Source organism: Microvirga brassicacearum (assembly GCF_008757455.1).
Lineage (GTDB): Bacteria > Pseudomonadota > Alphaproteobacteria > Rhizobiales > Beijerinckiaceae > Microvirga > Microvirga brassicacearum.
This window is the reverse complement of sequence record NZ_VCMV01000021.1, coordinates 107,239-132,912: the sequence shown is the minus strand read 5'-3', so window position 1 is coordinate 132,912 and position 25,674 is coordinate 107,239. Positions and strand designations below refer to the sequence as shown.

The window sequence follows — 25,674 nt, the reverse complement described above, 5'->3', positions numbered from 1 at the left end:
GAGGCCATCATGACAAAAACCACCGTTATCCGGAACGCGTCCTTTGTTGTCGGTTGGGATGCTGACGAGAGCCGGCATACCTACATTCCCGACGGAGATGTCGCGTTCCGGGACGGAGCCATCGTGTTCGCGGGGCGGGGCTATGCCGGCCCCGCCGACGAGACGATCGACGGTCGTGGTTTTATGGTCATGCCCGGCCTCGTGAATATTCACTCCCATCCGTCGAGCGAGCCCCTCAACAAGGGGTTCCTCGATGAGTTGGGGTCGCCGGCGCTCTACAACTCGTCTCTCTACGAATATATGACGATCCTCGTCCCCGACGAGGATGCTGTCGCGGATTGCGTGCGAGTCGCCTATTCGGAGCTGATGCTCTCGGGCGTCACCACGTTGACGGACATGTCGGGTGCTCATCCGGCATGGCTCGATCTTGCTGCCGAGAGCGGATTGCGAATCTGCATGGCGCCGATGTTCCGCTCGGCTCGGTGGCTCACCCGGAACGGCTATGTGGTCGAATATGAGTGGGATGCGAAGGCAGGCGAAAAGGCGATGGCCGATGCGCTCTCGCTGATAGAGAAGGCGCAGGCTCATCCGAGCGGGCGGCTCACCGGCATGGTCAGCCCCTCGCAGATCGACACCTGCACGCCGGAACTGATCCAGCAGAGCCATGCGGAAGCCGAACGACGGGGATTGCCGTGGCAAATCCACGCCGCGCAATCGACGGTCGAATTTCACGAGATCACGCGCCGGCACGGGGTCACGCCGATCCAGTGGCTCGAGAAGCTCGGGGTGCTGGGTGATACCAGCATCGTCGGCCACGGGATTTTTCTCGACGATTACCCGCGGAATGCGTGGCATAGCCGAAGCGATCTCGCGCTGCTCGCCGAAACCGGTACCACCGTCGCCCATTGCCCGACGGTCTTCATGCGCCGCGGCATCGCGCTCAAGGACTTTGGCCGCTATCTGCGCGCCGGCGTCAAAATGGGGATCGGCACCGATACCTATCCGCACAACATGCTTGAGGAGATGCGCTCGGTCGCCTACGTGGCGCGGCTGATGGCGGAAAATCCGCGCACCCTGACCACCACGGACATCTTCAACGCCGCGACCATCGGCGGCGCCCGCGCCTTGTTGCGGGACGATATCGGACGTCTCGCCGCAGGCTGCAAGGCCGACATGGTGATGGTCGACGTCAAGCATCCGATGATGCAGCCTGGCCGCGATCCGGTCCGCAGCCTGATCTACGCTGCGGCGGAGCGCGCGGTCCACACCGTCTTCATCGACGGGCGCCGCGTCGTCGAAGACGGACAGGTGGTGGCATTCGACTATCCCGCCGCCGCGAGAAGATTGCATGAGGCGCAGAAGCGGACCGAGGCGGCAGCGCCCTCCCGCGACTGGCGCGGTCGTGCGGTCACCGAATACTCGCCGCTGACCTTCCCCGTTGTTTGACGGATACAGCATGTCCGCACCGATTCTCGATATTCGCGGCCTCACCACCGCCTTCAAGACCCGCAATGGGCCCATCAAGGCGGTGGACGGCATTTCGCTGACGGTTGAGCGAGGCAAGACGCTTGGCATCGTCGGCGAGAGCGGGAGCGGCAAGAGCATGCTGTCGCTCTCCATCATGGGATTGGTGCCGCCGCCGGGCCGGATCGCCACCGGCGAGATCGTCTTCCAGGGCTCCGACGTTCTCAAATATTCGCCCGCCGAAATCCGCGACATGCGCGGCAATCGCATCTCGATGATCTTCCAGGAGCCGATGACGAGCCTGAACCCCGTTCATACAGTCGGGTTTCAGATCATCGAGGCGATACGCGCCCACCGCAAAGGCTCGGAGCGCGAGTTGCGCAAGGAGGCGATCGAAGCCCTCCGGAGGGTGCAGATACCGTCTCCCGAGCGCCGCTTCGACGAGTTCCCCCATCAACTGTCCGGCGGCATGCGCCAGCGCGTGATGATCGCCATGGCGCTGGTCTGCGAGCCGGATCTTCTGATCGCCGACGAGCCGACGACGGCTCTCGATGTGACGATTCAGGCGCAAATTCTCGATCTCCTGCGCGAGTTGCAGGCCGAGACCGGCATGGCGATCATCCTCATCACGCATGATCTCGGCGTGGTGGCGCAGGTCGCCGACGACGTCGCGGTCATGTATGCGGGCAAGATCGTCGAGCGCGCGCCTGTCGGCGCCATCTTCGACGATCCGCAGCATCCTTATACGATCGGCCTCATCGGTTCGATGCCGCGCATGGAAGACGATGTCGAGCGCCTGGTCGCGATCTCGGGCGTCGTGCCGCCGCCGTTTCGGTTGCCTGTCGGCTGCCGGTTCAACCCACGCTGCCCCTTCGCCGATGATGAATGCCGCGCCAGCCAGCCTGCGCTTGTCGAAATCTCCAGCTCGCACGCCGTCGCGTGCTGGAACGCCCCGCTGGAGGAGCACGCATGACCAAGCCGCTGTTGGAGCTCAAGGGCATCAAGAAGCTCTATCCGGTCCGCAAGGGCTTGATCATCCAGAAGCAGATCGGAACAGTCCGTGCCGTCGACGGCGTCAGCTTCCGCCTGATGCCCGGCGAGACGCTTTCGGTCGTGGGAGAAAGCGGCTGCGGGAAATCGACGACGGCACGTCTGGCCATGCGGCTGATTGAGCCCTCGGAAGGGACGATCCACTATGACGGGCAGGACATCACCCACGCGCCCCGCGCCGAGTTGCGTCGGTTGCGCCGCGAGATGCAGATCATTTTCCAGGATCCTTACGCGAGCCTGAATCCGCGCATGACGGTGGAAGAGATCATCGCGGAACCGATGGTGGTGCACAATGTGGGCGACAACGCTTCCCGCCGCGACCGGGTCCGCGAGCTGCTTCGGCTCGTCGATCTCGCGCCCTACCACGCCTCGCGCTATCCGCACGAGTTCTCCGGCGGTCAACGTCAGCGCATCGGCATTGCGCGCGCGCTTTCGGTATCGCCGCGTCTCATCGTCTGCGACGAGCCGGTCTCGGCTCTCGATGTGTCGATCCAGGCGCAGATCATCAACCTCTTGAAGGATCTGCAGCAGGAATTCGGGCTGACCTACCTGTTCATTTCCCACGGCCTGGCGGTCGTGAAGCACGTATCCGACCGGGTCGCGGTGATGTATCTGGGCCAGGTCGTCGAGACGGCCGACAAGGCAACCCTCTACGCCAATCCGCGCCATCCCTACACCCAGGCGCTTCTGGCCGCCGCGCCCGAGCCCGATCCGACCCGACGGAGCGCCGGACGCACGCTGGGAGGCGATATTCCAAGCCCGTTGAACCCACCGAGCGGCTGCCGCTTCCATACCCGTTGCCCGTTGGCGCAGCCCCGGTGCAGCGCGGAAATTCCGGCCCTTCGCGAAATCGGCGCCGGTCATCTCGCAGCCTGCCACTTTGCCGAAACCGTGCCGGACTTCACCCGCTTCCGCGATGGCTACGGCATCAGGCCGCGCCTTCAGGCGAGACTTGACCTTTATGCGCGCAAGCGCGATGCGGTCGCGTCCGCGATCCAATGATCCTTCCCGACGACGAAACGAGAACATGATGAACGGTGCAGATCGCCTCTGCGACGAGTTGCTGGCTAACGACGTCGACGTATGCTTCGCCAACCCTGGCACGTCCGAGATGCATTTCGTCGCGGCGCTTGATCGCAAGCCCCGCATGCGGTGCGTGCTCGGCTTGTTCGAGGGCGTGGTGACGGCGGCGGCGGACGGCTACGCACGCATGGCCGACAAGCCGGCGGCGACCTTGCTGCATCTCGGTCCAGGTCTTGCGAACGGTCTTGCCAACCTCCACAACGCCCGGCGCGCGCGCACGCCGATGATCAACGTGGTGGGCGACCATGCGACCTATCACCTGGAACACGATGCGCCGCTGACGAGCGATATCGAGAGCCTTGCGCGGCCCATGTCGCAATGGGTGAAGAGAATCGACAATTCCGAGAGCGTCGGGCCGGATACGGCCGCGGCCTATCGGGCCGCCATGTCCATGCCGGGCGTTGCGACGCTGATCCTTCCCGCCAACGCCGCATGGGGCGAGATTTCCGCTTCGCCGGTGACTCGCGCGGAGTTGCCGGCACCGGATCCGATCGTGGCCGGGACGGTGCGCGCCGCGGGCGACGCGATAAGGTCCGGACGGCGCGTCGGGCTTCTCCTGACGGGCCGCGCGTTGCGGGCCGACGCTCTGGCGATTGCCGGGCGCATTGCCGAATCGCACGGAATCCGGCTGCTGGCCCAGACCTCCAACGGACGCATCGAACGCGGTGCCGGCCGAGTCCCGGTGACGCGGGTTCCTTATCCGGTCGATCAGGCGCTCGCGACCCTGCGCGACATCGACGTGCTCGTGCTCGTGGGCTCCAAGGTGCCGGTTGCCTTCTTCGCTTATCCGGGCAAGCCCGGGCTGCTCGTGCGCGAGGATTGCGACATCATCGAGCTGGCGCGCGCGGGCCAGGATCTGAAACAGGCGCTCGCCTGGCTTTCGGACGAAATTGGCACAAAGGCCGGAGGATCGACGTACAGGCCGAAATTGTCCGCCAAGGACGAAATCTTGCCGACCGGGACATTGACCGAGGACGCCATTTCGATCGCGGTCGCCAGAATGATGCCCGAGAATGCGATCATCTGCGACGAATCGCTGACCTCGGCGCGCCGGTTCTTCGAACTTTCGGAGACCGCCCCGCAGCACGATTACCTCGCGCTGACCGGTGGCGCGATCGGCATCGGCACCCCGCTTGCCGCCGGCGCGGCGGTGGCGTGCCCCGACCGGAAGGTCATCGGCCTCCAGGCCGACGGCAGCGGCATGTATACGGTGCAGGGGTTGTGGACGCAGGCGCGCGAGAATCTCGATGTCGTCACCATCGTGTTCGCCAACCGGACCTACGCGATCCTGCACGGCGAAATGCGCAACGTTGGTGTCAACGAGTTCGGCCGCAATGCCCAGCGGATGCTCAACATCGACGATCCGGCGCTCGACTGGGTCAGCCTTGCCAAGGGCCTGGGGGTCGAAGGCGGGCGCGCGACGACGGTGGAAGAGTTCGTCAAGCTCTTCGAAGGCGCGCTGGCACGCCGGGGTCCGTTCCTGATCGAGGCGGTCATCTGAGCGATTCGACGGCCGGACCACCTTCAAGCCGCCGCCTAGCCCCTAAGACGGCCTCGCCGGACGCAGCATCCCCGGCGGGGGTACCGCGCCCTCTGATGTCTCGCCGGAAAAGTGGCGAGGGCGGCCGGAGCTTGTCATTCTCCGGCCAGCCCATTAAGTCGCCGCAATCAGCTTTTCTCCGTCATGGCCGGGTTCGACCCCGGCCACCCGCGCTCCCGGCACGCTGCCGGGGCAGGGGCTCCGGACCAGATCCCGGCATGGCGCTCATCGTGGATTCTCTCATGCGTGCCCTTCAGCTCTTCGGCGACCGCGATCTTCGCCTCACCGAGATGGATGCCCCTCCGCCTCCCGCCGCGGGTGAAGTGCAGGTGAAGGTACGGGCGCTGGCGCTCAACTACCTCGATGTCTGGGGCTTTCGCGGCATGGCGTTCGCCAAGCGCAAGATGCCGCAGGCGGTCGGCGTCGAGGCCTCGGGCGAAATCGCCGCTTTGGGTGAGGGCGTGACCCGGTTCAAGATCGGCGATCCGGTTACGATGTACGGGGCCGAGACCTGCGGCCATTGCAAGGCCTGCCTCGAGGGACGCGACAACCTCTGCGAGAACGTCGCCGGCATCATGGGCTTCCATATCGACGGCTTCGCCCGCGAATACCTCAACCGCCCGGAGCGGCTGGTGATCCCGGTGCCGGAGGGCGTGTCGTTCGAGCAGGCAGCCTGCGCGCCGATCGGGTTCGGCACCGTGCAGCACATGCTGTTCGACAACGCCAAGCTGGAACCGGGTGAATCGATCCTCGTCCATGCGGGCGGATCGGGCATCGGCACGGCCGCCATCAAGATGGCAAAGGCGATCGGCTGCACCGTCTATACGACGGTCGGCGACGACGAGAAGGGCGCCAAGGCCAAGGCGCTCGGAGCCGATTTCGTGATCAATTACCGTACCGAGCGGTTCGAGGGCGAGGTCCGCCGCCTCACCAAGCGGAAGGGCGTCGACGTGGTGTTCGAGCATGTGGGCGCGGAGACGTGGAACGGTTCGCTGCTGTGCCTCAAGCGCGGCGGTCGTCTCGTGACCTGCGGCTCCACCTCGGGCGTCTCCACCACCATGAACCTGATGCAATTGTTCCAGCAGCAATACCGGATCTTCGGCTCCTTCGGCTGCCGCATCGAGAATATCAGCCAATCCCTCGACAAGATCGCGGGCGGCATGGCCCCCGTGATCGATTCGGTCTTTCCGCTGGCTGATTTTCAGAAAGGTCTGGAGCGACTGGAAAGCCGAAAGGCCTTCGGCAAGGTCGTGGTGAAGTTCTGATCATGGCCCCGGGATCGACGAAAGGACGCTCGGACCGAACGACCCACGCCAGAAAGCCAGGATAAACTCGTGGTTCATCAAAAAAAGCGTCGCGGTATCCTTTCCCGGTTGACTGAAATCGTCATGGTCGGGGTCGTGCGCGGCGTTTTTGCCTTTGCGCGGGCCTTGGGGCCGGAGAAATCCGGAGGGCTTGGGGCCGCCATTGCCAAGCGCGTCGGCCCGCTGCTGCCGGCCCACAAGACCGCCTTGGCCAACATCCGCGCGGCCTATCCGGAAAAATCCGACGCCGAGGTCAGGGCGATCGCCCGCGGCGCCTGGGACAACCTCGGGCGGACGGGCGGCGAGTACCCGCATCTGGGGACGTTGTTCGACTACGATCCCGACAGCGAGACGGTCGGCCGGACGGAAGTCGACGGCATCGAGCATTTTCTCGCGCTCCGGGACGACGGCCGACCCGGCATCATCTTCTCGGCCCATCTCGGCAACTGGGAGCTGCCGGCCATTTGCGCCGCTCGCTTCGGACTCGACGCGACGGCGGTGTTTCGCGCCCCCAACGATCCAGCCATCGCCCGCGTGCTCCACGAGATCCGTTCCGGCACCATGGGAGGCCTCGAGGCGGCGCGGCAGGGCGCGGCCTTTGCCATGCAGGGGGCGCTGGAAAAGGGCGGCCATCTCGGCATGCTCATCGACCAGCATTTTACCCGCGGGGTCATCGTCGACTTCATGGGGCGGCCGGCACTGGTCAATCCGATCCTTGGTAAATTCGCCCGCCGTTTCGACTGCCCGGTCCACGGAGTGCGGGTGATTCGCCTCTCCAACTATCGTTTCCGCCTGCAACTGACGCCCGCGCTCGACCTTCCACGTGACGCGGATGGGCAGATCAACGTCCAGGGCGCCATGCAGGTGATGACGCGGGTGGTCGAGGGCTGGGTTCGCGAAAACCCAAGCCAATGGCTCTGGATGCACCGCCGCTGGCGCGCGCCAGCGACGAAGCCCGCTTCCGGCGCGTCAGGTGCCGCCTCAAGCTAAAGTGAGTTTCCCTCAAGGGTGATTTCGTGTTCCATGGCGCCATCATGGTCTCACGCCTAACATTGTCCGTGGCCGCCCTCGGCCTCGCCCTCTTCTCGCGACCCGCTTTAGCCGAGCCGCCGCGCGCCGTTCTGGAGCTCTTCACCAGCCAGGGCTGCTCTTCGTGCCCGCCGGCGGATGCGGTGTTGGCCGATCTGGCGCGCCAGCCTGGGATTGTCGCCCTGTCGTTCCCGGTCGATTACTGGGATTACCTCGGCTGGAAGGATACGCTGGCCCATGCCACCTTCACGGCGCGCCAGAAGGCCTATGCGCAATCGCGCAGCGACCGGCAGGTCTACACGCCGCAGATCATCGTCAACGGCACGAAGCCGTGCATCGGCTCGGACCGCGCCCGTGTCGAGGCGTCCATCAAGGCGACCACCAATGGTGGGCTGCTCCCGGTGGACATGGACATTTCCGAGGCGAACGGCACCGTCACCATCGCCGTCAAGGATACGCCGCAGACCATTACGCGCGTGGCCGAAATCTGGGTGCTGCCGGTCTCTCGCAGCCAGACCGTGCAGATCGGACGCGGCGAGAATCGTGGCCGCACCGTGACTTACGCCAATGTGGTGAGGGGCATGAACCGGATCGGCGAATGGCGCGGTGGCGCAGCGCGATATCAGCTTCCGCTAGAGGCTGCCCGCGGCAAGGGCGACGGCTACGTGGTTCTGCTGCAGACGGTGGAGGAGAATGCTCCCAGCGCGATTCTCGGCGCCGCCAAGAGCAAGAATCTCTGACGCTCACCCTGTGCGACGCGCCAGTGCGAGCGAAGCGCCGAGGCCGCAAATCACGATTCCCGAGGTTTCCCGCAGGCGGCGGATCAGCCCCGGCCTCTCGGCAAGACTATCCCGCGCTCGCGATGCCATGAACGCCACCACCACGTCGGCGCTCGTGTTGAGCACAATGGAGATGAGACCGAGGGTGACGAACTGGAATGCCACGCTGCCGTGCGACGCGTCGACGAATTGTGGGATGAACGCCAGGAAGAAGGCGGCTGTTTTCGGGTTCAGGGCCTCGACGAGGATCCCTTCGCGGAAAGCGCGGCCCGATCCGGTCGCCCGAATGCCAGCCGGAACTTCAATGCGTGCCTCGCGGAACGTCTTCACACCGAGCCAGATCAGGTAGACGACGCCCGCCCATTTGAGGACCGCGAAGGCATCGGCGCTGGCCATGACCAAGGCGGAAACGCCGAACGCGCCGGCAAAGACATGCACAAGACCTCCAAGGCCGGTGCCGAAGCTCGAGGCAAGGCCTTCATCCCGGCCACCCGCCAATGAGCGCGCCGCAACGTAGAAGATGCCCGGTCCCGGTGTGATCGCGATCACGAAAGCCGCCGCGAGAAACAAGAGCAAGCTGCTGGTGCTGGACATGGCCAGGTCCTTTTCAAGAAAGGTGCCGCAAAGCGGCAAAAGCGGGAAGTCTAGATCACGATCACTTTGTTGGGCAGTTCGTCAACGTCGTCGAACCGCGCCGGCGCGTGAATCTCCAGGATCGCGCCCACATCCTGGATCGCTTTGAGCAATCCGGCGGCCGGCTTGCCGGTTCGGATGTTCTCGATCAGCGCCGCCACGATCTCTTTCCAGGCGTCTTCGCCGACCCGGTCGGCAATGCCCGTATCGACGAGAATTTCGGCATAGCGCTCGGCGCGGGCCACATAGATCAGCACGCCTGAACGATGCCGCGTCCGCGTGAGGCCGTGCGCCATGAACTCGTGCATCGCCGCCGCATGGGCGCGCGCCCGTTTCACCGGCTCGGGAATCAGTGTCCACCGCATGCCCGGAAGGGAGAAAAGCAGCGCGAGGGCAAGCGCCGTCGCGGCTTGGATCAGGAAGATGGCGGCCGGTCCCAGTTGGGTCAGCCAGATCAACGGCCAGGGCACGAACAAACTGGCGACCAACGCCCAGAGCACTGGAAACAGCCGATAATCGTCCGCTTGCGAGGCGACCACAAGAACGATCTCGCCATCGGTAGCGCCCTCGATTTCGCGGATCGCCAGGGCGAGCCTGTCCTGCTCTTCGGCTGAAATCACGGCTACCAACTCCCCGATGCGCCGCCGCCGCCCGACGAACCGCCCCCGCCGGAAAAGCCGCCGCCGCCGCCGAAGCCGCCGCTTCCTCGGCTCCAGCTGCTCCCGCCGCCGAGGATCGACCCGGTGGTGATCCAGCGGCCGTCCCGCCTGCGGTGCCGGTGGATGCCGGCACCATTGCGCATGGAGCGCGCGATCAGGACGATCACCACCACCATGATGACGAAGTGCAGCAGCGAGATCGGCACCGACTTGTCGTCGCTCCGCACCTCCGCGCGCCGTTGCCATTCCTCGGCGTCGCCGGTGAGGATCGACAGCATGCCGTCGACGCCCGCATTGATGCCGGCCGCATAATCGCCTTTCTGGAACTGGGGCGCGATGGCAGTGGCGATGATCACCCGCGACAGGGCGTCCGTCAGCGCTCCTTCGAGGCCATAGCCCACCTCGATGCGCACCTTGCGCTCGCTCGGGGCGACAAGCAGAAGCGCGCCGTTATTCGTCTTCGCCTGACCGAGCTTCCAGTGGCGGAACAGGCGGTTGGCGTAATCCTCGATCCCGTAGCCTTCGAGCGACGGGACGGTGGCGACCACCACCTGATCGGTGGTCTTGTCTTCATGAGCCTTGAGTTTTGCCGCGATGGCGGCCCGATCCTCCGGGGCGAGGATGTTGGCGGCATCGACCACGCGATCGCTCAGCGGCGGGAATGTCTGGGCAAAGGCTGGCGCGGGGATGAGCCCCAAACAAACGACGAGCGCGGCGCAAAGCGTCCCCCACGGGCAGAGGCGATGCGACGAAACGTTCATCCGGAGGCGATGGAGCACGCTAGAACTTCACCGCGGGCGGCTGCTCCGACCCGGCGGTCGCCGTAAACGTCTCCATCGGCTTGGCGTCGGGATACATGACGGCGGCGATCCAACGGCCGGGGATGGTTCGAAGCTCGGTGTTGTAGGCCCGCACCGTCTCGATGTAATCGCGCCGCGCCACCGCGATGCGGTTCTCGGTGCCTTCGAGCTGGGATTGCAAGGCAAGGAAATTGGCGTTCGATTTCAGCTCCGGATAGCGCTCGACGGTGACCAGAAGCCGGCTCAACGCGCCCGAGAGCTGGTTCTGCGCCTCTTGGAACTGCCGGAATTTCTCCGGATCGGTGATGGTGGAAGCATCGACCCGCACCTGGGTCGCCTTGGCGCGCGCCTCGACGACCTGCGTCAGCACCTCGCGCTCCTGCTGGGCGAAGCCCTTCACCGTCTCCACGAGATTGGGAATGAGGTCGGCACGGCGCTGGTACTGGTTCTGCACCTCGCTCCAGGCCGATTTCGCCTGTTCTTCGAGGGTCGGCACGTTGTTGATCCCGCAAGCGGAAAGGCCGAAGCCCAGGATCAAGCCCATCAAGGCCACGCGGAGCGGGTTCGGCAGAGCCATCGCCATCATGGGATTTCGACTTTCGAATCGTTTGCGGCCTCAAGACGCACCACAAATGGGGCAAGAGGGGCCGTTCAACAAGTCGCTTTTGACTGGTTCGCCTGCCTCGGCTGGGGCATGATCGGCAAATCGTCCCTTGAAGGTATCCGATGACGTTCCTGCCCGATCTCAGCACTCTGGTGACCTACTCGCTCGCCTGCCTGGTGCTTTTCATCACGCCGGGGCCCGATATGAGCCTGTTCCTGGCCAAGACCATGGCGGGTGGGCGCAAGGCCGGGATCGCCTCGATGCTCGGCGCCATGACGGGCTGCTGCGTCCACACGCTCCTCGCCGCTCTCGGCCTGTCAGCGCTGCTTGCGGCCTCGGTAACGGCCTTCATGATCCTGAAGATCGTCGGTGCGCTCTATCTGCTCTGGCTCGCCTTCGATGCCGTTCGCAACGGCTCGGCCTTGAGCGTCCGGGATGAGAAAAAGGCCGAGCTGCCGTTCTGGAAGACGTTTTTCGTCGGTGTCGGCATCAACCTGACGAACCCGAAAATCGTGCTCTTCTTCGTGACCTTCCTGCCGCAATTCGTGCAGGCGGGCGACCCTTATGCGGCCGAGAAGCTGGTGTTTCTGGGCGTTTATTTCATCGTGCTGACGGCGCCGATGGCGGCGGTCATGATCGTTTTCGCGGACAAGGTGATCTCGCTGCTGCGCAATCGCCCGAGGGTCATGCGCGCCATCGACTACACCTTTGCGGGCCTGTTTTCAGCCTTCGCCATCAGGATCCTGGCGACGTCGGCGCGGTAGCAGCGGGGCTGCGGCCTGAATCCCGGCCGGCGATCGCCCAATAGACGAGGCCCGCCACCGCGCCGGTGAGGCCCAGAACGAAGCTGACGTGCAATTCGCCCGGTGACCCCACCCGGGCCGATCCGCGAAGGATCCACGGGATCGCGGCGGTCAGCACACCTGTCGCTCCCGCGTACCACAGCCCGCTCCGGGCGCGGATCACCTCGCTCAGAACTGCGACCAGCAGCGGGGGGAACACCAGCAGGGTAAAGACGATCCGGCCGACCGCCTCGAAGGCCGCGACCACGATCGGGCCCGGATCCTCCGCCGAGAAGACCTCGTCGACAAAGGCCCAGAACCCCACCAGCAGCGTATCGCCGGTCAGCACCGCCATGACGGGGTCGACGACGGAGGCGATCAACAAAAACAAGGAGCTCGCGCCAATGGCGATGAGCAGCGCGAACGGGATGAGGAGGATGTAGCGGATCATGTGCTGGCTATACCACGGGAGCTTCCGTGTCCGCCATTCGGTCCCTACTCCCTGTCCCCCAGCGCATACACGCCTTCCGCGCCGATGCCCTGCTCCAGCATCAGCCTTGCGCGGGCACGCAGCTTTTCGGTCTCGCTCTTGAGCTGGCCGCAGGCGGCGAGGATATCGCGGCCGCGGGGGGTGCGGACCGGGGAGGCGTAGCCGGCGCGGTAGACGATGTCGGAGAAGCGCTCGATGCGGTCCCAGTCGGAGCACTCGTATTTCGAGCCGGGCCACGGATTGAACGGGATCAGGTTGATCTTGGCCGGGATGCCCTTGAGCAGGCGCACCAGTTCGCGCGCATCCGCATCCGAATCGTTGACGCCCTTCAGCATCACATATTCGAAGGTGATGCGGCGCGCATTCGACAGGCCCGGATAGGCCCGGCAGGCGTCCAGCAGCGTCTGGATCGGGTATTTACGGTTGATCGGCACCAGTTCGTTGCGCAGTTCGTCGCGCACCGCATGCAGCGAGATCGCCAGCATGGTGTTGGCCTCGGCCCCGAGCCGCTCAATCTGCGGCACGACGCCGGAGGTGGAGACGGTGATGCGTCGGCGCGACAGGCCAAGGCCCTCGTTGTCGGCGATGACTTCGATCGAATCGATGACGCCCGACGTGTTGTAGAGCGGTTCGCCCATGCCCATGAACACGATATTGGTGATGAAGCGGGGCGCCTCCCGGGGCAGGAAGCCGTCATCGGGCGGGGTCTGGTCGGGCCAGTCGCCGATACGGTCGCGCGCCACGACGAGCTGCGCGACGATCTCGGCGGAGGTCAGGTTGCGCACCAGACGCTGCGTGCCGGTGTGGCAGAACGAGCATGTCAGCGTGCAACCGACCTGACTTGAGACGCAGAGCGTGCCGCGATCGGTCTCGGGAATGTAGACGCACTCGATCTCCGCACCCTTATCGTGCGGGCCCGTCGGCGCCATGCGAATCAGCCATTTGCGGGTGCCGTCCTTCGACACCTGCTCGGACATGACTTGCGGCCGATCGAGCGTGTAGGCCTCGGTCAGCGCCGCGCGCAGGCCCTTGCCCACGTTGGTCATCTCGGAAAAGTCGCGCGCGCCGCGCAGGTAGATCCAGTGCCAGAGCTGGGCCGCTCGCATCTTCTGCTCGCGCTCGGGAACGCCGATCAGCCCAAGCCTCTCCTTCAGCTGATCGCGCGTCAGACCGAGCAGGGATGTGCCGCCAAGAGCGGTGCCGGGAGCAACGCTCAGCTCGGCCTTCTTCTCGATCGCGAGAGGATCGAGGCCGGCGGCGCGAGCGGCATCGCTCACGGCCAAGGAAGCCGCATTGGAGTTATGTTTGGCGATGTCGAGCGCCGTCGCCATGGGAGATCATGCCTTCGTTATGGGAGCGAGCGCGCTCTATATCACGATTGCGTCCGAAACGTGAAAGCCCGGTCTCGTTCGACAAGGCTCAGGAGCATTCCTTGCGGGCGCGTTCGAGGGCCGCCGAGAAACCGCTGAGGGAATATTGGTCGGTCAGGTTGTTGCCGCGTGCCGACTGCGTCTTCACGGAGACGGTCTGAGCCTTGGCCATGGCGGTGATCGCCTGGCCTTCCTCGGCGGGGTTCTTGAGCCAGGCGTTGGCGTCCTTGGTGATGAGCGCAAACGACGTCGCGCCGATGGAGGCGCTGGCCGGGCCGTTGTCCTTCGCGGTGAAGCCAAGGACAAGCGCGACTTCGTTCTTGACGTTCTCGGCCGGACGGAACGACACGAACAGGTAGGCGGGATCGCGGTTGAGGTTCTTCGGCAGCCGATCCTTCGGTTGCGTCAGCGCATAGCAGATCTTCGACCGGCCGGACTGGGCCGTGTAGACGCCCCACTCGCCCATCGAGGCCAGCAGGGAGGCGCCACCAGGTCCGGTGGCTGCCGCCGTCTGCAGGTTGGCCGCCGCCGGCTTTGCGGCCGGTTTGCCGGCGACGGGCTTGGCCGCGGCCGGTTTCGCCGTGGGCTTGGCAGGCTTCGAGGAGGTTGAACGCTGAGTCTGGGCGCGGGCCTCAGGGGCCGCGCCCAGGGCGGTGAGGGCGCAGAGAACGCCGGCGGCAAGGCCGCGCTGAAGAGATGCGAGATTCATGAGACGCAGCCTATACACCGGATGGTTAAGAACTCTTCACCAGGGACGCCGTGGTGACCTGCGGCGAAATGACGATGCGGGGCCGTTTTCTAGATGGTTCGCCGGCGGCATTCCCGGTCCCCGGGGAAGGGGCAAAAAGAAAAAGGGGCCGTCGATAAACGGCCCCTTAGTTTGGGAGGAAATCGTCAGGTGCTGAAAAGGAACGGGAAGCAACGAAGAAACATTATATCGTACAATACGAAAACGCAATAAGACTAAAGAGAAAAATTTTTGGATGATAATCCTAGAGGGGTGCGCCAATACAGGCTTGAGGGAGTCGTGACGCTGAATAGCGACGTTTAGAAACGAATGGAAGGTCGGCCAGCCTTGCGTCAGCTGGCGGTCGGTGGAGTGGGATGGCGCCGCGTTTACAGCGGCTCCGCAGCGGAAGTTTTGATGTCCAATGTGGCTCGCGCTCGGGCGCGATGGGCGGGCGTGATGGAACCTGCAACCTGCGTGACGGCGGCGGCGAGAACCGCCGCATCGTCGGCAAAACCGAGCAGCGGAAGGAAATCCGCAACCGCGTCCGCCGGCAGGATGAAATACGCGATGGCGCCCATGAGAATCAGCCGTACCCGGTTGGGCGTGGTCGGATCCATGGCGCAGTAATAGGCCGCAACAAGATCCTCGGCGAAGGGAATCCGGCCGCCGAGGCGCTTCAGCTTGGTCCAGAAATCCCGCCGCACCGCCGCGTCGTCGCGGGTCGCGCCGCGCATGGCGTCCATCTCGGCCTTCGTGAACGGCTTGGTGAATGTGTCGTCCAAAACCCAAAACTCCTTCGACATTCCGCCGGCGCCGGGCATATGTGCGCCTTGCGGCGGTGCCGCACAGAATCATCTGTTGCAGGAGAAGACCCATGAAGCTCGACAAATCTATGGCAGCCATCGTGACCGGCGGTGCTTCCGGGCTTGGTGCGGCGACAGCCCGCATGCTGGCCGTCGAGGGCGTCAAGGTGGCGATCTTCGACATGAATGCGCAGACCGGCGAGGCCATGGCCCGCGAAATCGGTGGAATCTTCTGCCTCGCGGACGTGACGGACGAGGCCTCGGTCGATCGGGCCATCGAACAGGCGCGCGCGGCCAATGGCGTCGAGCGCATTCTCGTAAACTGCGCCGGCATCGCGCCGGGGAAGCGCACTGTTACAAAGAAACGAGAAACCGGCGAGTTGCTGGCCCACGACCTTGCGAGCTTCCGCCGCACGATCGAGATCAACCTCATCGGCACCTACGGCATGATCGCCAAATGTGCGGCCGCGATCGCGGGGCTGGAGCCGGTGACGGCCGATGGCGGGCGCGGGATCATCATCAACACCTCGTCGGTGGCGGCGCAGGACGGTCAGATCGGGCAGGCCGGATATTCGGCCTCCAAGGGCGGCGTGCTGGCGCTGACCTTGCCGGTGGCACGCGATCTTTCGAGCTTCGGCATCCGCGTGATGGCGATCATGCCCGGCCTGTTCCACACGCCGCTTTTCGACAATATCGCGGAGGATTACCGCAAGTCGCTGGAAGCCAACGTGCCATTCCCCTCACGGCTGGGGCGGCCGGAGGAATACGCGACGCTGGTGCGCAGCATCATCGAGAACGACATGCTCAACGGGGAAGCCATCCGTCTCGACGGTGCGCTTCGCATGCAGCCAAAATAGGTCAGCGGCGCTGAGACATTCCGGCGGCGAAACGGTCCATGTCCTGCGCCAGTTCGACGTCATTTCGCGTCAGCCCCTTGGCCGCATGGGTCGTGAGCGTCACCTCGACCCTCCGGTAGGTGTTGGACCATTCGGGGTGATGATTGCGCTTCTCCGCCGCGATGGCGACGCGCGTCATCCAGCCGAACGCCTCGTTGAAATCCCCGAACACGAAGGTCTTGTGAATCGCGTCGCGGCCTTCGACAAGCGCCCAGCCCTCCAACGCCGGCAGCATCTCGGCGCGTTCCTCGTCGGTTAGCCTTGGCATTGAAAAACCCTCGGTTGGTGCGTTGCCCGAAAGGGTCATGTCGCCGCGAGGCGCGATTTCAAGTGCAGCTCAGGCAAGCCCGAGCAGGCGAATCAACCCGAGGCTGATGGCGATCAGGACGATGAGCGACAGGGTGACGGCGAGCGTGACGCGCCCGCCCACCCGGGCTAGCACCTTCAAGTCGACCCCGAGGCCGAGCGCCGCCATGGAGATGATCGTCAGTGCGGTGGCGATCGGCAGAATCGCGCCGAGAATCATGTCCGGGATCAGCCCGGCGGACCTAAGGGCTGCCAGCAGCAGAAACCCGACGATGAACCATGGCACGAGGCGACTGAGCGACAATCCGCGCGACGAGCGGCCGACGGCGAGCGAGAGGCCGAGCACGACCGGCCCCAGCATCAGCACGCGGACGAGTTTCACCAGCGTGCCGATTTGCGTGCTGACGAGGCCGACCGGCAATGTGGCGGCGAGCACCTGCGGCACCGCATAAACGGTCAAACCCGCGAGCACGCCATATTGGATCTCCGACAATCCGAGCATCGGCACGAGCAGCGGCAGCCCCAGGACGACGATCACGCCGAGAATCGCCGTGAAGGCAATCGACGAGGCGATATCCTCGGGCTTTGCGCCGATCACCGGCGCCACGGCGGCGATGGCGGAATTGCCGCAGATCGAGTTTCCGCACGCGACCAGAACCGCCATGCGTTTCGGCAACCCGACGAAGCGGCAAAGGCCATAGCTAGCGCAGATGGCAACGGCGACGACGGCGGCGATCCCCACCAGCAAGGCGGGGCCGGCCTGCATCACCGCCTGAAAGCTGATGGACGCGCCGAGCAGCATCACGGCGACCTCGAGCAGCGTTCTGGCCGAGAAACCGATGCCATGTGCGAAGTGCTCACCGGGAGTCCAGGCGGTCCGCAAGACGGTCCCGAGGAGAATCGCGATCACCAGAGCTTCGAGATAGGGCTTTCCGGTCCAGTGCTCTTCGAGCATCTGCAGACCCACGGCGAGGGCCGACAGGACCGCGCACAGGGCGATTCCGGGCGCAAGCTGCGCGATACGCGTTCTGTTCATATCCGTGCCTTGAAGCCGACCGTGGCGCGAGCACGTATGGGGCGCTCTTCCCGCCGCCCAAGGCTCTTCCCACCGGCCGTCCGTCGATGCAAGCGTTTATGGGGAAAGACCGTCCTCGATCGTCCGCCAATCGTGCCGGAGGGCAATCGGATCGCGGTCCATCACCAGAATACAGCCGCCGCCGGGATGGGAGGGTCGCGTCTCCTGGCCGATCGTCACCCCCTGGAGATGAGCGGTCAGCAGGCATCCGACGCCGCCGTGCGAGACGATAACGATATCGCCGCTCCCCGGGTGCTTCCCGGCGATCTCCCGGACGGCATTCACGATGCGGGTTTGCGCATCGATGGCGCGCTCCCAGCCGCGGATGCTCCGCGTCGGGTTCGCGAAGAACTCGTCGACCACCTGCCAGAATTCCGGCGGTGCGATGTAGCCGGTGGAGGAGCGGTCGTTCTCCCCAAGCTCCTCCTCGGTGCACCAGGGCAAGCCGAGGGCATCGGCCACGATCTCCGCCCCGTCCATGGCCTTGCGCTCGCCGCTTGCATAGACGGCGGCGATGTCACGGCCTGCCAATAGCGCGGCAAACCGGCTCATGCGCGCTCGCCCGACCGCGGAAAGCGGCCATTCCGGAATGGGCTGGCGCGGGTCGATGACGACTTCCGGATGAGTGACGAAGATCAGTGATGACATGGGGAGTGACATGGGCAATGTCGTAACGGAGCCTGGCCGTTTCGTCGAGATCACCCCAATGGGTAGGCGGCCTCGACGATATAGGGGCCGCCGCCGACCGAATCCTTGGCCGAGAACAATGCGACTCGCGGCGCCGTGAAGGTGAGTTTCGGAAAGTGCCCGCGCGCGACGAAATAATCGGCCACGTCCAGCGGGGAGGCGACCCGCAGCCGGGCCAGCGTCACGTGCGGGGTGAATTTGCGGGCCTCCAGCGGAAGCCCGATCCGCCGCATCAGGCGCTCCTGCTCGGCTTGCAGATCCACGATCTCGGGGGTGGGCGTCACCCGGGCAAAGATGGCGCGCGGCTTCCCGCCCCCGAAGGTGTCGAGCCCCTCGATCGTCACCTTCAGCGGCTCGCGCTGGCGCGCTTCACCGAGGATTGCATAGACCTCGCGGGCGGTCCGCTCGTCGATGTCGCCGATGAAGCGCAGGGTGATGTGATAGAATTCAGGATCGATCCAGCGCGCACCCGGCAGACCGCCGCGATAGGCGGCCAGCGCCTGGCCGATTTCTGCCGGAATCTCGATGCCGGTGAACAGGCGTGGCATGGGGACCTCCCGGACATCGCGTGATCGTTCGGGCGATCATGGGGTCGAAGGCTCCGGCCCCACAAGTGGCGATTGCGACGATCAACAGCCGGGTTGGTGCTGGCCCGGCATTGCCGGCCCTAGAGTCGGATTCAGTTTCTTCGAAACTGATCCGGCTCTATCCTTTTGTTTGCCGCATGATCTTTCGGCGAACCGGTGTCCACTTCGCCGGATCAGGCTCTAAGGGCACGGATTGCAATGCTCGACGTGGATCGTGTTGATGCGTGCCTCGAGCTCGGGCGAGATCTTCACCCCGAGGGCGGCGATATCCGCTTTCAGCTGATCCATCGATGTGGCGCCGATGATGTTGGCGGTCACGAAGGGTCGCGAGTTAACGAAGGCGATCGCCATCTGGGCCGGGTCGAGATCGAATTCGCGGGCGAGCGCGAGATATTTGCGAACGGCCTGCTCGGCGACGGGATTCTCGTAGCGCTGGCCGCGCTCGAACAGCGTCGTGCGCGCTCCTGCCGGCCGGGCGCCGTCGAGGTATTTGCCCGTCAGGTAGCCCTGCGCCAGAGGCGAATATGCCAACAGGCTGACCTGCTCCCGCGTGCTGATTTCCGCAAGCGCGACCTCGTAGGTGCGGTTGAGGAGGTTGTAGGCGTTCTGCACCGATTGCACGCGCGGCAGGCGACGAGCCTCGCCGTGCTTCAGGAACGTCATGGTTCCCCACGCGCTCTCGTTGGAGAGGCCGAAATGCCTGATTTTACCGGCCTTCACGAGGTCGCCCATGATGTGAAGCGTTTCTTCGATCGGGTGGGAAGGTCCCTCTTCGACGCGAAAGATGGTGGGATTCGAGCCCCACGGCATGGGCCGGTCGGGAAAGTGGATCTGGTAGAGATCGAGATAGTCGGTCTGGAGCCGCTTGAGGCTCTTGTCGATCGCTTCCTCGATTTGCGCGCGAGACAATTCGGTGGTCGAGCCGTCGTCCCGGAACCAGTCATTGGCCGAGCGGCCGACGACTTTCGATGCCAGGATGACCTTGTCGCGGTTGCCCCGCGCCTTGAACCACGAACCGATGATGCGCTCGGTCGAGCCTTGCGTCTCCCGCCGCGGCGGAATCGAATACATCTCGGCCGTGTCGATGAAGTTGATGCCTTGATCGAGGGCGTAATCCAACTGGGCGTGGCCCTCGGCCTCGGTGTTCTGCTGGCCCCAGGTCATGGTGCCGAGGCAGATGAGGCTGACATTCAGATCGGTGCGGCCGAGACGGCGATATTCCATCGATAAGGCTCCTCGCGAAAGGCTTGGTTCTTCCGCGTTTCAGTCAAGGTGAAGGTGCTGACGGATATCAGCGTTTGGGAAGGCTTGCGAGAAAGGTCTCGACCGTGGGCAGGATACGCGACACGATCACCCCAACTCCCGCGGCCGTCGGATGAAGGCCGTCGGGCAGATTGAGGTTGGTCTCGCCCGCGACCCCGTCCAGGAAAAACCGATAGAGCACAACGTCGTGCTTCTTCGCAATGTCCCGATAGAGCCCGTCGAATTGCCGGCCGTAATCCGCCCCGAGATTGGGCGACGCAAGCATGCCTGCGAGCATCACCGGAATGCCGCGCGCCTTCAGCCGCTCGACGATGGTCTCGATGGCCCGGCGCGGCACCGCGGGATCGAGCCCGCGCAGCATATCGTTGGCGCCAAGTTCCACGATGACGCCGTCCGTGCCCTCGGGCACCGACCAGTCGAGCCGGTCGAGGCCGGCCGAGGCAGTGTCGCCGGAGACGCCCGCATTGACGATCTGCACATGATGGCCCCGGGCCTTGAGCGACTTTTCCAGCACCGCCGGAAATGCGGCTTCGGCCGGCAGGCCGTAACCCGCGCTCAGGCTGTCGCCCAGCACCACGATCGTGAGCGGTTTGCCTTGCGCGAAGGCCGATCCGGTGCCTGGCAGCGCGGAGGCGAGAATGGCCGCACACGCAAAAATGATCGTCATGAATGGGCCTGATTGGCGCTTCATCAAATGGCTTCCCATATGCTTCGGACTGGGCCGGCGGAATTTTGCCGGACTTCTTTTGTCGAACTTTCAATTCTAATCGAACTTCCAACAGATCGGGTGACCGGGCATGCAGGACAAGGCCATTTCGCTGCACGATGTCGATTTGAGCCTCGGACGCGGTGCGGCCCGGGTGCACATCCTGAAGGGCCTGACCCTCGATATCGCGCCGGGTGATGCGGTTGGCCTCGTCGGGCCGTCGGGCTCGGGCAAATCGACGCTTCTCATGACCATGGCCGGACTGGAGCGCCCGGATAGCGGCCGGATCATCGTCGAAGGGACCGATCTCGCCGCCCTCGATGAGGACGCGCTGGCGCGCTTTCGCGGCCGCCGCATCGGCATCGTGTTCCAGTCCTTCCATCTCGTGCCCACCATGACGGCGCTCGAAAATGTCGCGCTGCCGCTCGAGCTCGCCGGGAATGGGGAGGCATTCGAACGCGCCGAGGCGGAATTGCAGGCGGTGGGATTGGGGCACCGGCTGCACCATTATCCAGCGCAACTCTCGGGCGGCGAACAGCAGCGGGTCGCGATCGCCCGCGCCATCGTGCCCAACCCGGCCATTCTGGTGGCCGATGAGCCGACGGGCAATCTCGACGAGGCGACCGGGCAATCGATCATCGACCTGCTGTTCGCGCTCAAGCGCGATCGCGGCGCGACCCTCGTCCTCGTCACCCACGATCTCAATCTCGCCCGCCTCTGCGACCGGACGGTGCGGCTGCGCTCCGGCCGCATCGAGGCCGATCCGACCTCGGTCTCGGCTTAGAGGCGATCATGCACGGCACGCTTTCCCGACCCCACCCGCGCCCCAGGCGCTTGCCCGCCTCGCCCTTGATCCTGCGGCTTGCCTTCCGCGAGTTGCGCAGCGGCTTGCAGGGCTTTGGCATTTTCCTCGCCTGCATTGCGCTCGGGGTCGCCGCCATTGCGGGCGTCTCGTCGCTGTCGCGCTCGCTCACCGAGGGCATCGGGCATGAAGGCCGGCGGATCCTCGGCGGCGACATGGCGTTTTCGCTGCTGCAACGGGAAGCCAACCCGGCCGAGCGCGCCTTTCTGGCCCGCGCCGGGCAGGTCGGGACCGTGGCGGGCCTGCGCGCCATGGCGATTGCGGGCGACAAGGGTTCGGCGCTGGTCGAACTGAAAGCCGTCGATGGCTCCTATCCGGCCGTCGGCGTGCTGGAGACCGATCCGCAACTGGCACCAGTCGATCTTCTGGCGGAACGCAATGGCGCCTTTGGCGCGGCGGCCGACCCGGTGCTGCTTGCCCGTCTCGACATGAAGGTGGGCGACCGGGTCACCGTCGGGGACGCCACCATCGAATTTCGCGCCAGTCTCCGGTCGGAACCCGACAAGATTGCGAGCGGCATCGGCCTTGGGCCGCGCCTTCTCGTTTCGCAGGATGCGCTCGCGGCAACCGGTCTCGTGCAGCCCGGCAGCCTGGTGCGCTGGACCTACCGCCTGATCCTGCCGCCCGCCCTCGCAACGGAAGACGGCTTGACGCGGATCGAGGCGGAGGCCGGCCGGGTGCTGCCCGAAGCCGGCTGGAGCATCCGCACCCGCATGAACGCCGATCCGCGCTTCGCCAAGAATATCGAGCGATTTACCCAGTTCCTCACCCTCGTCGGCCTGACCGCCCTTCTCGTCGGCGGGGTCGGCGTCGCCAATGCGGTGCGCGGGTTCGTCGACCGCAAGCGCGCTTCCATCGCCACCCTGAAAAGCCTCGGCGCCCCGGGTGGGCAGGTGGTGGCGCTCTACCTGACGCAGGTCATGGCGATGGCGGCCATCGGGATCGTCATCGGGCTTGTCGTCGGCGGCGCGCTTCCATTCATCGTCACGGCCCTCTTCGGCCACCTGCTGCCGATACCCATCGAACCGACGCTCGCCTGGGGTCAACTCGGGATCGCGCTTCTGTATGGCCTCCTGACGGCACTCGTCTTCGCGCTCGGGCCGCTGGGTCGCGCCCATGATATTCCGGTCTCGGGTCTTTTTCGCGACCAGATCGAACCCGGGCGGGCTTGGCCGCGCAAGCGCTACCTTGTCGCGCTGGCCCTCACTGTCACGGCCCTCGTCGGGCTTGCGGTCTTCGCCGCCTATGACCGCCGGATTGCGCTGATGTTCGTCGGTGCGGCGGTCGCGTCTTTTGCACTTCTGCGGCTCGTCGCTCTCGGGATCATGGCGCTTGCCCGACGCCTGCCGCGGCCGCGCTCGACCGGTCCGCGCCTGGCGCTCGCCAACATCCACCGTCCGGGCGCGCTCACGCCCTCGCTGGTGCTGTCGCTCGGCCTCGGCATCACCCTGCTGGTGACGCTGGCGGTGATCGACACCAATCTGTCTCGCCAGCTCCGGCAGACGTTGCCGGAGCGCGCGCCGAGCTTCTTCTTCCTCGACATTCCCAATGCGCGCGCCGACGATTTCGAGAAGTTCCTGACGCAGGAAGCGCCCGGCGCGCAGGTGGAACGGGTGCCGATGATGCGCGGACGACTCGTCACCCTGGGGGGCATTCCCGTCAGCCAGGTCAACGCCAGCGAAGAGGTCTCGTGGGTGCTCGATGGCGATCGCGGCATTACCTACGCGGCGAAGATCCCCGAAGGCTCGAGCCTCGTCGCGGGCGAGTGGTGGCCGGCGGATTATCGCGGCAAACCGCTGGTCTCCTTCGAATCGAAAGTAGCCGAGGGCCTGGGCCTCTCCCTCGGCGACGACATCACCGTGAACGTTCTGGGCCGCAACATCACGGCCACCATCGCCAATCTGCGGCAGGTGGAATGGCGCTCGCTCGGCATCAATTTCGTCATGGTGTTCTCGCCCAACGCCTTCGCGGGCGCGCCGCACACCCATCTCGCCACCGTGACGTTTCAAAACGGCTCGGACGCGAAGACCGACGCGCAGATTCTCCGTCAGGCGGCGCAGACCTTCCCGATGGTAACGAGTGTGCGGGTGAAGGACGCGCTGGAGGCCGTCAACGACATCGTGTCGCAACTCGTCATGGCGATCCGCGGCGCGAGTTCGATCGCCCTCGTTGCAAGCCTGCTGGTTCTTGCCGGTGCGTTGGCGGCCGGTCACAGGGCGCGGCTTTATGATGCGGTGGTGTTGAAGACCCTCGGCGCCACCCGCACGCGGCTGCTCTCGGCCTATGCGCTCGAATATGGAATTCTTGGCGCCGCCAGTGCGGTGTTCGGGCTCCTCGCCGGCACACTCGCGGCGTATCTCATCATCACCCAGGTGATGAATCTGACCTTCGCGCTCGATCTATCGGGGGCGTTGCTTGCATCGGCTCTCGCCGTTTTCGTGACGGTTGGTCTAGGGCTTGCCGGAACATGGCGGATCCTGAGTCAAAAACCGGCCCAATACTTGAGAAGTCTTTGAGGAGGGACACGTGGTGGAGAGAACATCTCCCTCCCGCGGCATTTACCCTCTCGATTTTAAACTTCACTGTTCTTGCTTGCGGGGCTTGAAGCTTGACCTTGCCCCTTGCGCAACGGTGCGCGACATCTCATATTCCGGGCGTGGCCATCAGGATGGCAACCGAAGGTCGAGATCTCGACCTTTTCGAGGGAACACAACGGGACACCGTGAGAAAGGGCTCCGATGCAACCGTATGAGCAGAATCAATACGCCGCCGGCACCGGCTTTGCCCGGTCGGCCGCGCAAGTCGATCAGGGGCTTCGCGCCTTCATGCTCGGCGTCTACAACAACATGGTCCTGGGCCTGGCCATTTCGGCCGTGATCGCCCTGGGCGTCAACATGCTGGCTGTCACGAGCGATCCGTCGCAAGCCGCCGCCCAATTGGGCAGCGTCTATCTGACCTCGTTCGGCCGGACGCTTTACACCACGCCCCTGATGTGGGTCGTGGCTTTGGCGCCGCTCGCCTTCATCTTCATGTTCTCGTTCCGCATGGACAAGATGTCGGCCGCGACGGCTCGCATGACGTTCTTCGCCTTCGCGGCGGTCATGGGCGCGTCGCTCTCGACGCTTCTCATCCGCTACACGGGCGCAAGCGTCGTACAGGTCTTCTTCATCACGGCGGCGTCCTTCGGTGCGCTGTCGCTGTGGGGCTACACCACGAGCCGCAGCCTGTCCGGGATGGGGTCGTTCCTCATCATGGGCGTGGTCGGCCTGATCATCGCGTCGATCGTCAACATCTTCGTGGCGTCGAGCATGCTGCAGTTCGGCATCTCGGTGATCGGCGTTCTGATCTTCGCGGGCCTCACCGCCTACGACACGCAGAAGCTGAAGGAGATGTACCTCTACGGCAACTACGACACCGAGGCGGCCGCCAAGGTCTCGGTCTTCGGCGCGCTGACGCTGTATCTGGACTTCATCAACATGTTCCAGTTCCTGCTCGCGCTGTTCGGAAACCGCAACCAGTAACGACCGCGGATCGATTGCCTTTCAGCAAGCCCCGGCTCTCTGCAGCCGGGGCTTTTTTCGTTGCTTGCGGCGCCGCTCGCGCCGCTTTACGAAACGCCCCATGAGCATCCTCCTGCGACCGTCGATAGAGGCGGACATTCCCGCCATCACTGCCATCTACGCCGATGCGGTCGTGCATGGCACCGCCTCCTTCGAACTCGTGCCTCCGACCGAGGCCGAAATGGCCCGGCGGCGGGCGGCGCTCGTCGAGGCGGACTTTCCCTATCTGGTGGCGGAACGGGATGGCGCCGTGCAGGGCTATGCCTATGCGGGCGCCTATCGTCCGCGCCCCGCCTACCGCTCGACTGTCGAGGATTCGATTTACGTGGCGCCGGACGCGCAGGGCTCCGGCGTCGGCCGCCTGCTCCTCCGGCGGTTGATCGACGAGGCTGAAGCGCGCGATTTCCGGCTGATGGTCGCGGTCATCGGCGATGCGGAATCGCACGGTTCGATCGGCCTCCATCGCAGCCTCGGATTCGAGATGGTCGGCACCTTGCCGGGCATCGGCTACAAGCATGGCCGATGGCTCGCGAGCGTGCTCATGCAGCGGCGGCTTGGCCCCGGCATGGCGACGCCGCCGACGCGAGCGTGATCTGATTGTCGAGATCCGCT

The 25,674-nt window shown here is 64.9% G+C and carries 27 protein-coding genes; 13 read left to right on the top strand and 14 right to left on the bottom strand.

The annotated features are described in order from the left end of the window. The first annotated feature begins 9 nt into the window (after nucleotides 1–9). From FEZ63_RS13975 to FEZ63_RS13945, 7 genes are all read left to right on the top strand, one after another. A complete protein-coding gene (locus FEZ63_RS13975) occupies nucleotides 10–1,446 on the top strand; it encodes an amidohydrolase family protein (RefSeq protein WP_150945460.1) in 1,437 nt (478 codons plus the stop codon). A 10-nt stretch (nucleotides 1,447–1,456) separates the two neighbouring features. Next, nucleotides 1,457–2,437: an ABC transporter ATP-binding protein gene (locus tag FEZ63_RS13970; RefSeq protein ID WP_150945458.1), complete on the top strand. Its 981-nt coding sequence runs from the start codon at nucleotides 1,457–1,459 to the stop codon at nucleotides 2,435–2,437. After that, on the top strand, nucleotides 2,434–3,516 hold the full coding sequence (locus FEZ63_RS13965) for an ABC transporter ATP-binding protein (protein ID WP_150945456.1): 1,083 nt from the start codon (nucleotides 2,434–2,436) through the stop codon (nucleotides 3,514–3,516). The genes FEZ63_RS13970 and FEZ63_RS13965 overlap by 4 nt, the downstream gene beginning before the upstream one ends. A 28-nt stretch (nucleotides 3,517–3,544) precedes the next feature. Next, nucleotides 3,545–5,098 carry an acetolactate synthase large subunit gene (locus FEZ63_RS13960; protein ID WP_150945617.1) on the top strand — a complete coding sequence of 518 codons (1,554 nt, stop codon included), beginning with the start codon at nucleotides 3,545–3,547 and terminating at the stop codon, nucleotides 5,096–5,098. A 281-nt stretch (nucleotides 5,099–5,379) separates the two neighbouring features. Continuing rightward, the gene (locus FEZ63_RS13955; protein WP_150945455.1) at nucleotides 5,380–6,402 is read left to right on the top strand and encodes a zinc-binding dehydrogenase; all 1,023 of its coding nucleotides are present in this window, start codon (nucleotides 5,380–5,382) and stop codon (nucleotides 6,400–6,402) included. Nucleotides 6,403–6,471: 69 nt separating this feature from the next. After that, a complete protein-coding gene (locus tag FEZ63_RS13950) occupies nucleotides 6,472–7,431 on the top strand; it encodes a lipid A biosynthesis lauroyl acyltransferase (RefSeq protein WP_275552347.1) in 960 nt (319 codons plus the stop codon). A gap of 44 nt (nucleotides 7,432–7,475) precedes the next feature. Next, complete coding sequence (locus FEZ63_RS13945) at nucleotides 7,476–8,210, top strand: DUF1223 domain-containing protein (protein WP_150945453.1); 735 nt, start codon at nucleotides 7,476–7,478, stop codon at nucleotides 8,208–8,210. A 3-nt stretch (nucleotides 8,211–8,213) separates the two neighbouring features. Here the strand turns inward: FEZ63_RS13945 and FEZ63_RS13940 are convergent, their stop codons facing one another. From FEZ63_RS13940 to FEZ63_RS13925, 4 genes are read right to left on the bottom strand one after another with little or no spacing between them, the layout of a single operon-like run. Next, the gene (locus FEZ63_RS13940) at nucleotides 8,214–8,843 is read right to left on the bottom strand and encodes a LysE family translocator (RefSeq protein WP_150945451.1); all 630 of its coding nucleotides are present in this window, start codon (nucleotides 8,841–8,843) and stop codon (nucleotides 8,214–8,216) included. 50 nt (nucleotides 8,844–8,893) lie between these two features. Further along, nucleotides 8,894–9,502, bottom strand: coding sequence for a TPM domain-containing protein (locus FEZ63_RS13935; protein WP_150945449.1), 609 nt, complete (start codon nucleotides 9,500–9,502; stop codon nucleotides 8,894–8,896). A gap of 2 nt (nucleotides 9,503–9,504) precedes the next feature. Further along, on the bottom strand, nucleotides 9,505–10,302 hold the full coding sequence (locus FEZ63_RS13930) for a TPM domain-containing protein (RefSeq protein ID WP_150945613.1): 798 nt from the start codon (nucleotides 10,300–10,302) through the stop codon (nucleotides 9,505–9,507). Nucleotides 10,303–10,321: 19 nt separating this feature from the next. After that, entirely contained in the window at nucleotides 10,322–10,924 is a 603-nt protein-coding gene (locus FEZ63_RS13925) for a LemA family protein (RefSeq protein WP_420846280.1), read from the bottom strand. A gap of 143 nt (nucleotides 10,925–11,067) precedes the next feature. On the opposite strand from FEZ63_RS13925, the gene FEZ63_RS13920 reads away from it, so the two are divergent. Then, nucleotides 11,068–11,709 (top strand): LysE family translocator, encoded by a 642-nt coding sequence (locus tag FEZ63_RS13920; protein ID WP_150945445.1) that lies wholly within the window; start codon nucleotides 11,068–11,070, stop codon nucleotides 11,707–11,709. Here FEZ63_RS13920 and FEZ63_RS13915 read toward each other — a convergent pair. The 4 genes from FEZ63_RS13915 to FEZ63_RS13900 form a co-directional block, all read right to left on the bottom strand. Continuing rightward, nucleotides 11,681–12,178, bottom strand: coding sequence for a hypothetical protein (locus tag FEZ63_RS13915; RefSeq protein WP_150945443.1), 498 nt, complete (start codon nucleotides 12,176–12,178; stop codon nucleotides 11,681–11,683). The genes FEZ63_RS13920 and FEZ63_RS13915 overlap by 29 nt on opposite strands. Before the next feature lie 44 nt (nucleotides 12,179–12,222). Beyond that, entirely contained in the window at nucleotides 12,223–13,548 is a 1,326-nt protein-coding gene (gene rlmN / locus FEZ63_RS13910; RefSeq protein WP_150945441.1) for a dual-specificity RNA methyltransferase RlmN, read from the bottom strand. Nucleotides 13,549–13,636: 88 nt separating this feature from the next. Continuing rightward, the gene (locus FEZ63_RS13905) at nucleotides 13,637–14,296 is read right to left on the bottom strand and encodes an invasion associated locus B family protein (protein WP_150945439.1); all 660 of its coding nucleotides are present in this window, start codon (nucleotides 14,294–14,296) and stop codon (nucleotides 13,637–13,639) included. Nucleotides 14,297–14,703: 407 nt separating this feature from the next. Next, nucleotides 14,704–15,060: a YkvA family protein gene (locus FEZ63_RS13900; protein ID WP_150945611.1), complete on the bottom strand. Its 357-nt coding sequence runs from the start codon at nucleotides 15,058–15,060 to the stop codon at nucleotides 14,704–14,706. 131 nt (nucleotides 15,061–15,191) lie between these two features. On the opposite strand from FEZ63_RS13900, the gene FEZ63_RS13895 reads away from it, so the two are divergent. Beyond that, nucleotides 15,192–15,977 carry an SDR family NAD(P)-dependent oxidoreductase gene (locus tag FEZ63_RS13895; RefSeq protein WP_150945437.1) on the top strand — a complete coding sequence of 262 codons (786 nt, stop codon included), beginning with the start codon at nucleotides 15,192–15,194 and terminating at the stop codon, nucleotides 15,975–15,977. Nucleotide 15,978: 1 nt separating this feature from the next. On the opposite strand, the gene FEZ63_RS13890 is transcribed toward FEZ63_RS13895, so the two are convergent. The 6 genes from FEZ63_RS13890 to FEZ63_RS13865 all read right to left on the bottom strand — a co-directional run bounded on the left by FEZ63_RS13890 (nucleotide 15,979) and on the right by FEZ63_RS13865 (nucleotide 20,625). After that, nucleotides 15,979–16,284, bottom strand: coding sequence for a 4a-hydroxytetrahydrobiopterin dehydratase (locus FEZ63_RS13890; protein ID WP_150945435.1), 306 nt, complete (start codon nucleotides 16,282–16,284; stop codon nucleotides 15,979–15,981). Nucleotides 16,285–16,353: 69 nt separating this feature from the next. After that, entirely contained in the window at nucleotides 16,354–17,358 is a 1,005-nt protein-coding gene (locus FEZ63_RS13885) for a YeiH family protein (RefSeq protein WP_150945433.1), read from the bottom strand. Nucleotides 17,359–17,454: 96 nt separating this feature from the next. Further along, a complete protein-coding gene (locus FEZ63_RS13880; protein WP_150945431.1) occupies nucleotides 17,455–18,057 on the bottom strand; it encodes a histidine phosphatase family protein in 603 nt (200 codons plus the stop codon). 38 nt (nucleotides 18,058–18,095) lie between these two features. Continuing rightward, nucleotides 18,096–18,632, bottom strand: coding sequence for an RNA 2',3'-cyclic phosphodiesterase (gene thpR, locus FEZ63_RS13875; protein WP_150945429.1), 537 nt, complete (start codon nucleotides 18,630–18,632; stop codon nucleotides 18,096–18,098). Between the two features lie 219 nt (nucleotides 18,633–18,851). Beyond that, nucleotides 18,852–19,895, bottom strand: a complete 1,044-nt coding sequence (locus tag FEZ63_RS13870; RefSeq protein WP_150945427.1) for an aldo/keto reductase — start codon at nucleotides 19,893–19,895, stop codon at nucleotides 18,852–18,854. A gap of 67 nt (nucleotides 19,896–19,962) precedes the next feature. Next, nucleotides 19,963–20,625: an arylesterase gene (locus tag FEZ63_RS13865; RefSeq protein WP_150945425.1), complete on the bottom strand. Its 663-nt coding sequence runs from the start codon at nucleotides 20,623–20,625 to the stop codon at nucleotides 19,963–19,965. Between the two features lie 106 nt (nucleotides 20,626–20,731). Between FEZ63_RS13865 and FEZ63_RS13860 the strand changes: the two genes are divergently transcribed. The 4 genes from FEZ63_RS13860 to FEZ63_RS13845 all read left to right on the top strand — a co-directional run bounded on the left by FEZ63_RS13860 (nucleotide 20,732) and on the right by FEZ63_RS13845 (nucleotide 25,654). Further along, nucleotides 20,732–21,424, top strand: a complete 693-nt coding sequence (locus FEZ63_RS13860; protein ID WP_150945423.1) for an ABC transporter ATP-binding protein — start codon at nucleotides 20,732–20,734, stop codon at nucleotides 21,422–21,424. 8 nt (nucleotides 21,425–21,432) lie between these two features. Continuing rightward, nucleotides 21,433–24,018, top strand: a complete 2,586-nt coding sequence (locus tag FEZ63_RS13855; protein WP_150945421.1) for an ABC transporter permease — start codon at nucleotides 21,433–21,435, stop codon at nucleotides 24,016–24,018. 222 nt (nucleotides 24,019–24,240) lie between these two features. Next, nucleotides 24,241–25,023: a Bax inhibitor-1/YccA family protein gene (locus FEZ63_RS13850; RefSeq protein WP_150945419.1), complete on the top strand. Its 783-nt coding sequence runs from the start codon at nucleotides 24,241–24,243 to the stop codon at nucleotides 25,021–25,023. Between the two features lie 100 nt (nucleotides 25,024–25,123). Beyond that, nucleotides 25,124–25,654, top strand: a complete 531-nt coding sequence (locus FEZ63_RS13845; RefSeq protein WP_150945417.1) for a GNAT family N-acetyltransferase — start codon at nucleotides 25,124–25,126, stop codon at nucleotides 25,652–25,654. The last annotated feature ends 20 nt before the right edge of the window (nucleotides 25,655–25,674 follow it).

Bases quoted from the DNA above. Each gene is read 5' to 3' on its own strand.
- FEZ63_RS13890 (WP_150945435.1), bottom strand. From the start codon at position 16,284: ATGCCAAGGCTAACCGACGAGGAACGCGCCGAGATGCTGCCGGCGTTG.
- FEZ63_RS13945 (WP_150945453.1), top strand. From the start codon at position 7,476: ATGGTCTCACGCCTAACATTGTCCGTGGCCGCCCTCGGCCTCGCCCTC.
- FEZ63_RS13925 (WP_420846280.1), bottom strand. From the start codon at position 10,924: ATGGCGATGGCTCTGCCGAACCCGCTCCGCGTGGCCTTGATGGGCTTG.
- FEZ63_RS13900 (WP_150945611.1), bottom strand. From the start codon at position 15,060: ATGGACGCCATGCGCGGCGCGACCCGCGACGACGCGGCGGTGCGGCGG.
- FEZ63_RS13855 (WP_150945421.1), top strand. From the start codon at position 21,433: ATGCACGGCACGCTTTCCCGACCCCACCCGCGCCCCAGGCGCTTGCCC.
- FEZ63_RS13955 (WP_150945455.1), top strand. From the start codon at position 5,380: ATGCGTGCCCTTCAGCTCTTCGGCGACCGCGATCTTCGCCTCACCGAG.
- FEZ63_RS13860 (WP_150945423.1), top strand. From the start codon at position 20,732: ATGCAGGACAAGGCCATTTCGCTGCACGATGTCGATTTGAGCCTCGGA.
- FEZ63_RS13845 (WP_150945417.1), top strand. From the start codon at position 25,124: ATGAGCATCCTCCTGCGACCGTCGATAGAGGCGGACATTCCCGCCATC.
- thpR (WP_150945429.1), bottom strand. From the start codon at position 18,632: ATGCCACGCCTGTTCACCGGCATCGAGATTCCGGCAGAAATCGGCCAG.
- FEZ63_RS13915 (WP_150945443.1), bottom strand. From the start codon at position 12,178: ATGATCCGCTACATCCTCCTCATCCCGTTCGCGCTGCTCATCGCCATT.
- FEZ63_RS13870 (WP_150945427.1), bottom strand. From the start codon at position 19,895: ATGGAATATCGCCGTCTCGGCCGCACCGATCTGAATGTCAGCCTCATC.
- FEZ63_RS13895 (WP_150945437.1), top strand. From the start codon at position 15,192: ATGAAGCTCGACAAATCTATGGCAGCCATCGTGACCGGCGGTGCTTCC.
- FEZ63_RS13905 (WP_150945439.1), bottom strand. From the start codon at position 14,296: ATGAATCTCGCATCTCTTCAGCGCGGCCTTGCCGCCGGCGTTCTCTGC.
- FEZ63_RS13965 (WP_150945456.1), top strand. From the start codon at position 2,434: ATGACCAAGCCGCTGTTGGAGCTCAAGGGCATCAAGAAGCTCTATCCG.
- FEZ63_RS13850 (WP_150945419.1), top strand. From the start codon at position 24,241: ATGCAACCGTATGAGCAGAATCAATACGCCGCCGGCACCGGCTTTGCC.
- FEZ63_RS13940 (WP_150945451.1), bottom strand. From the start codon at position 8,843: ATGTCCAGCACCAGCAGCTTGCTCTTGTTTCTCGCGGCGGCTTTCGTG.
- FEZ63_RS13885 (WP_150945433.1), bottom strand. From the start codon at position 17,358: ATGAACAGAACGCGTATCGCGCAGCTTGCGCCCGGAATCGCCCTGTGC.
- rlmN (WP_150945441.1), bottom strand. From the start codon at position 13,548: ATGGCGACGGCGCTCGACATCGCCAAACATAACTCCAATGCGGCTTCC.
- FEZ63_RS13880 (WP_150945431.1), bottom strand. From the start codon at position 18,057: ATGTCACTCCCCATGTCATCACTGATCTTCGTCACTCATCCGGAAGTC.
- FEZ63_RS13960 (WP_150945617.1), top strand. From the start codon at position 3,545: ATGAACGGTGCAGATCGCCTCTGCGACGAGTTGCTGGCTAACGACGTC.
- FEZ63_RS13865 (WP_150945425.1), bottom strand. From the start codon at position 20,625: ATGAAGCGCCAATCAGGCCCATTCATGACGATCATTTTTGCGTGTGCG.
- FEZ63_RS13975 (WP_150945460.1), top strand. From the start codon at position 10: ATGACAAAAACCACCGTTATCCGGAACGCGTCCTTTGTTGTCGGTTGG.
- FEZ63_RS13930 (WP_150945613.1), bottom strand. From the start codon at position 10,302: ATGAACGTTTCGTCGCATCGCCTCTGCCCGTGGGGGACGCTTTGCGCC.
- FEZ63_RS13920 (WP_150945445.1), top strand. From the start codon at position 11,068: ATGACGTTCCTGCCCGATCTCAGCACTCTGGTGACCTACTCGCTCGCC.
- FEZ63_RS13970 (WP_150945458.1), top strand. From the start codon at position 1,457: ATGTCCGCACCGATTCTCGATATTCGCGGCCTCACCACCGCCTTCAAG.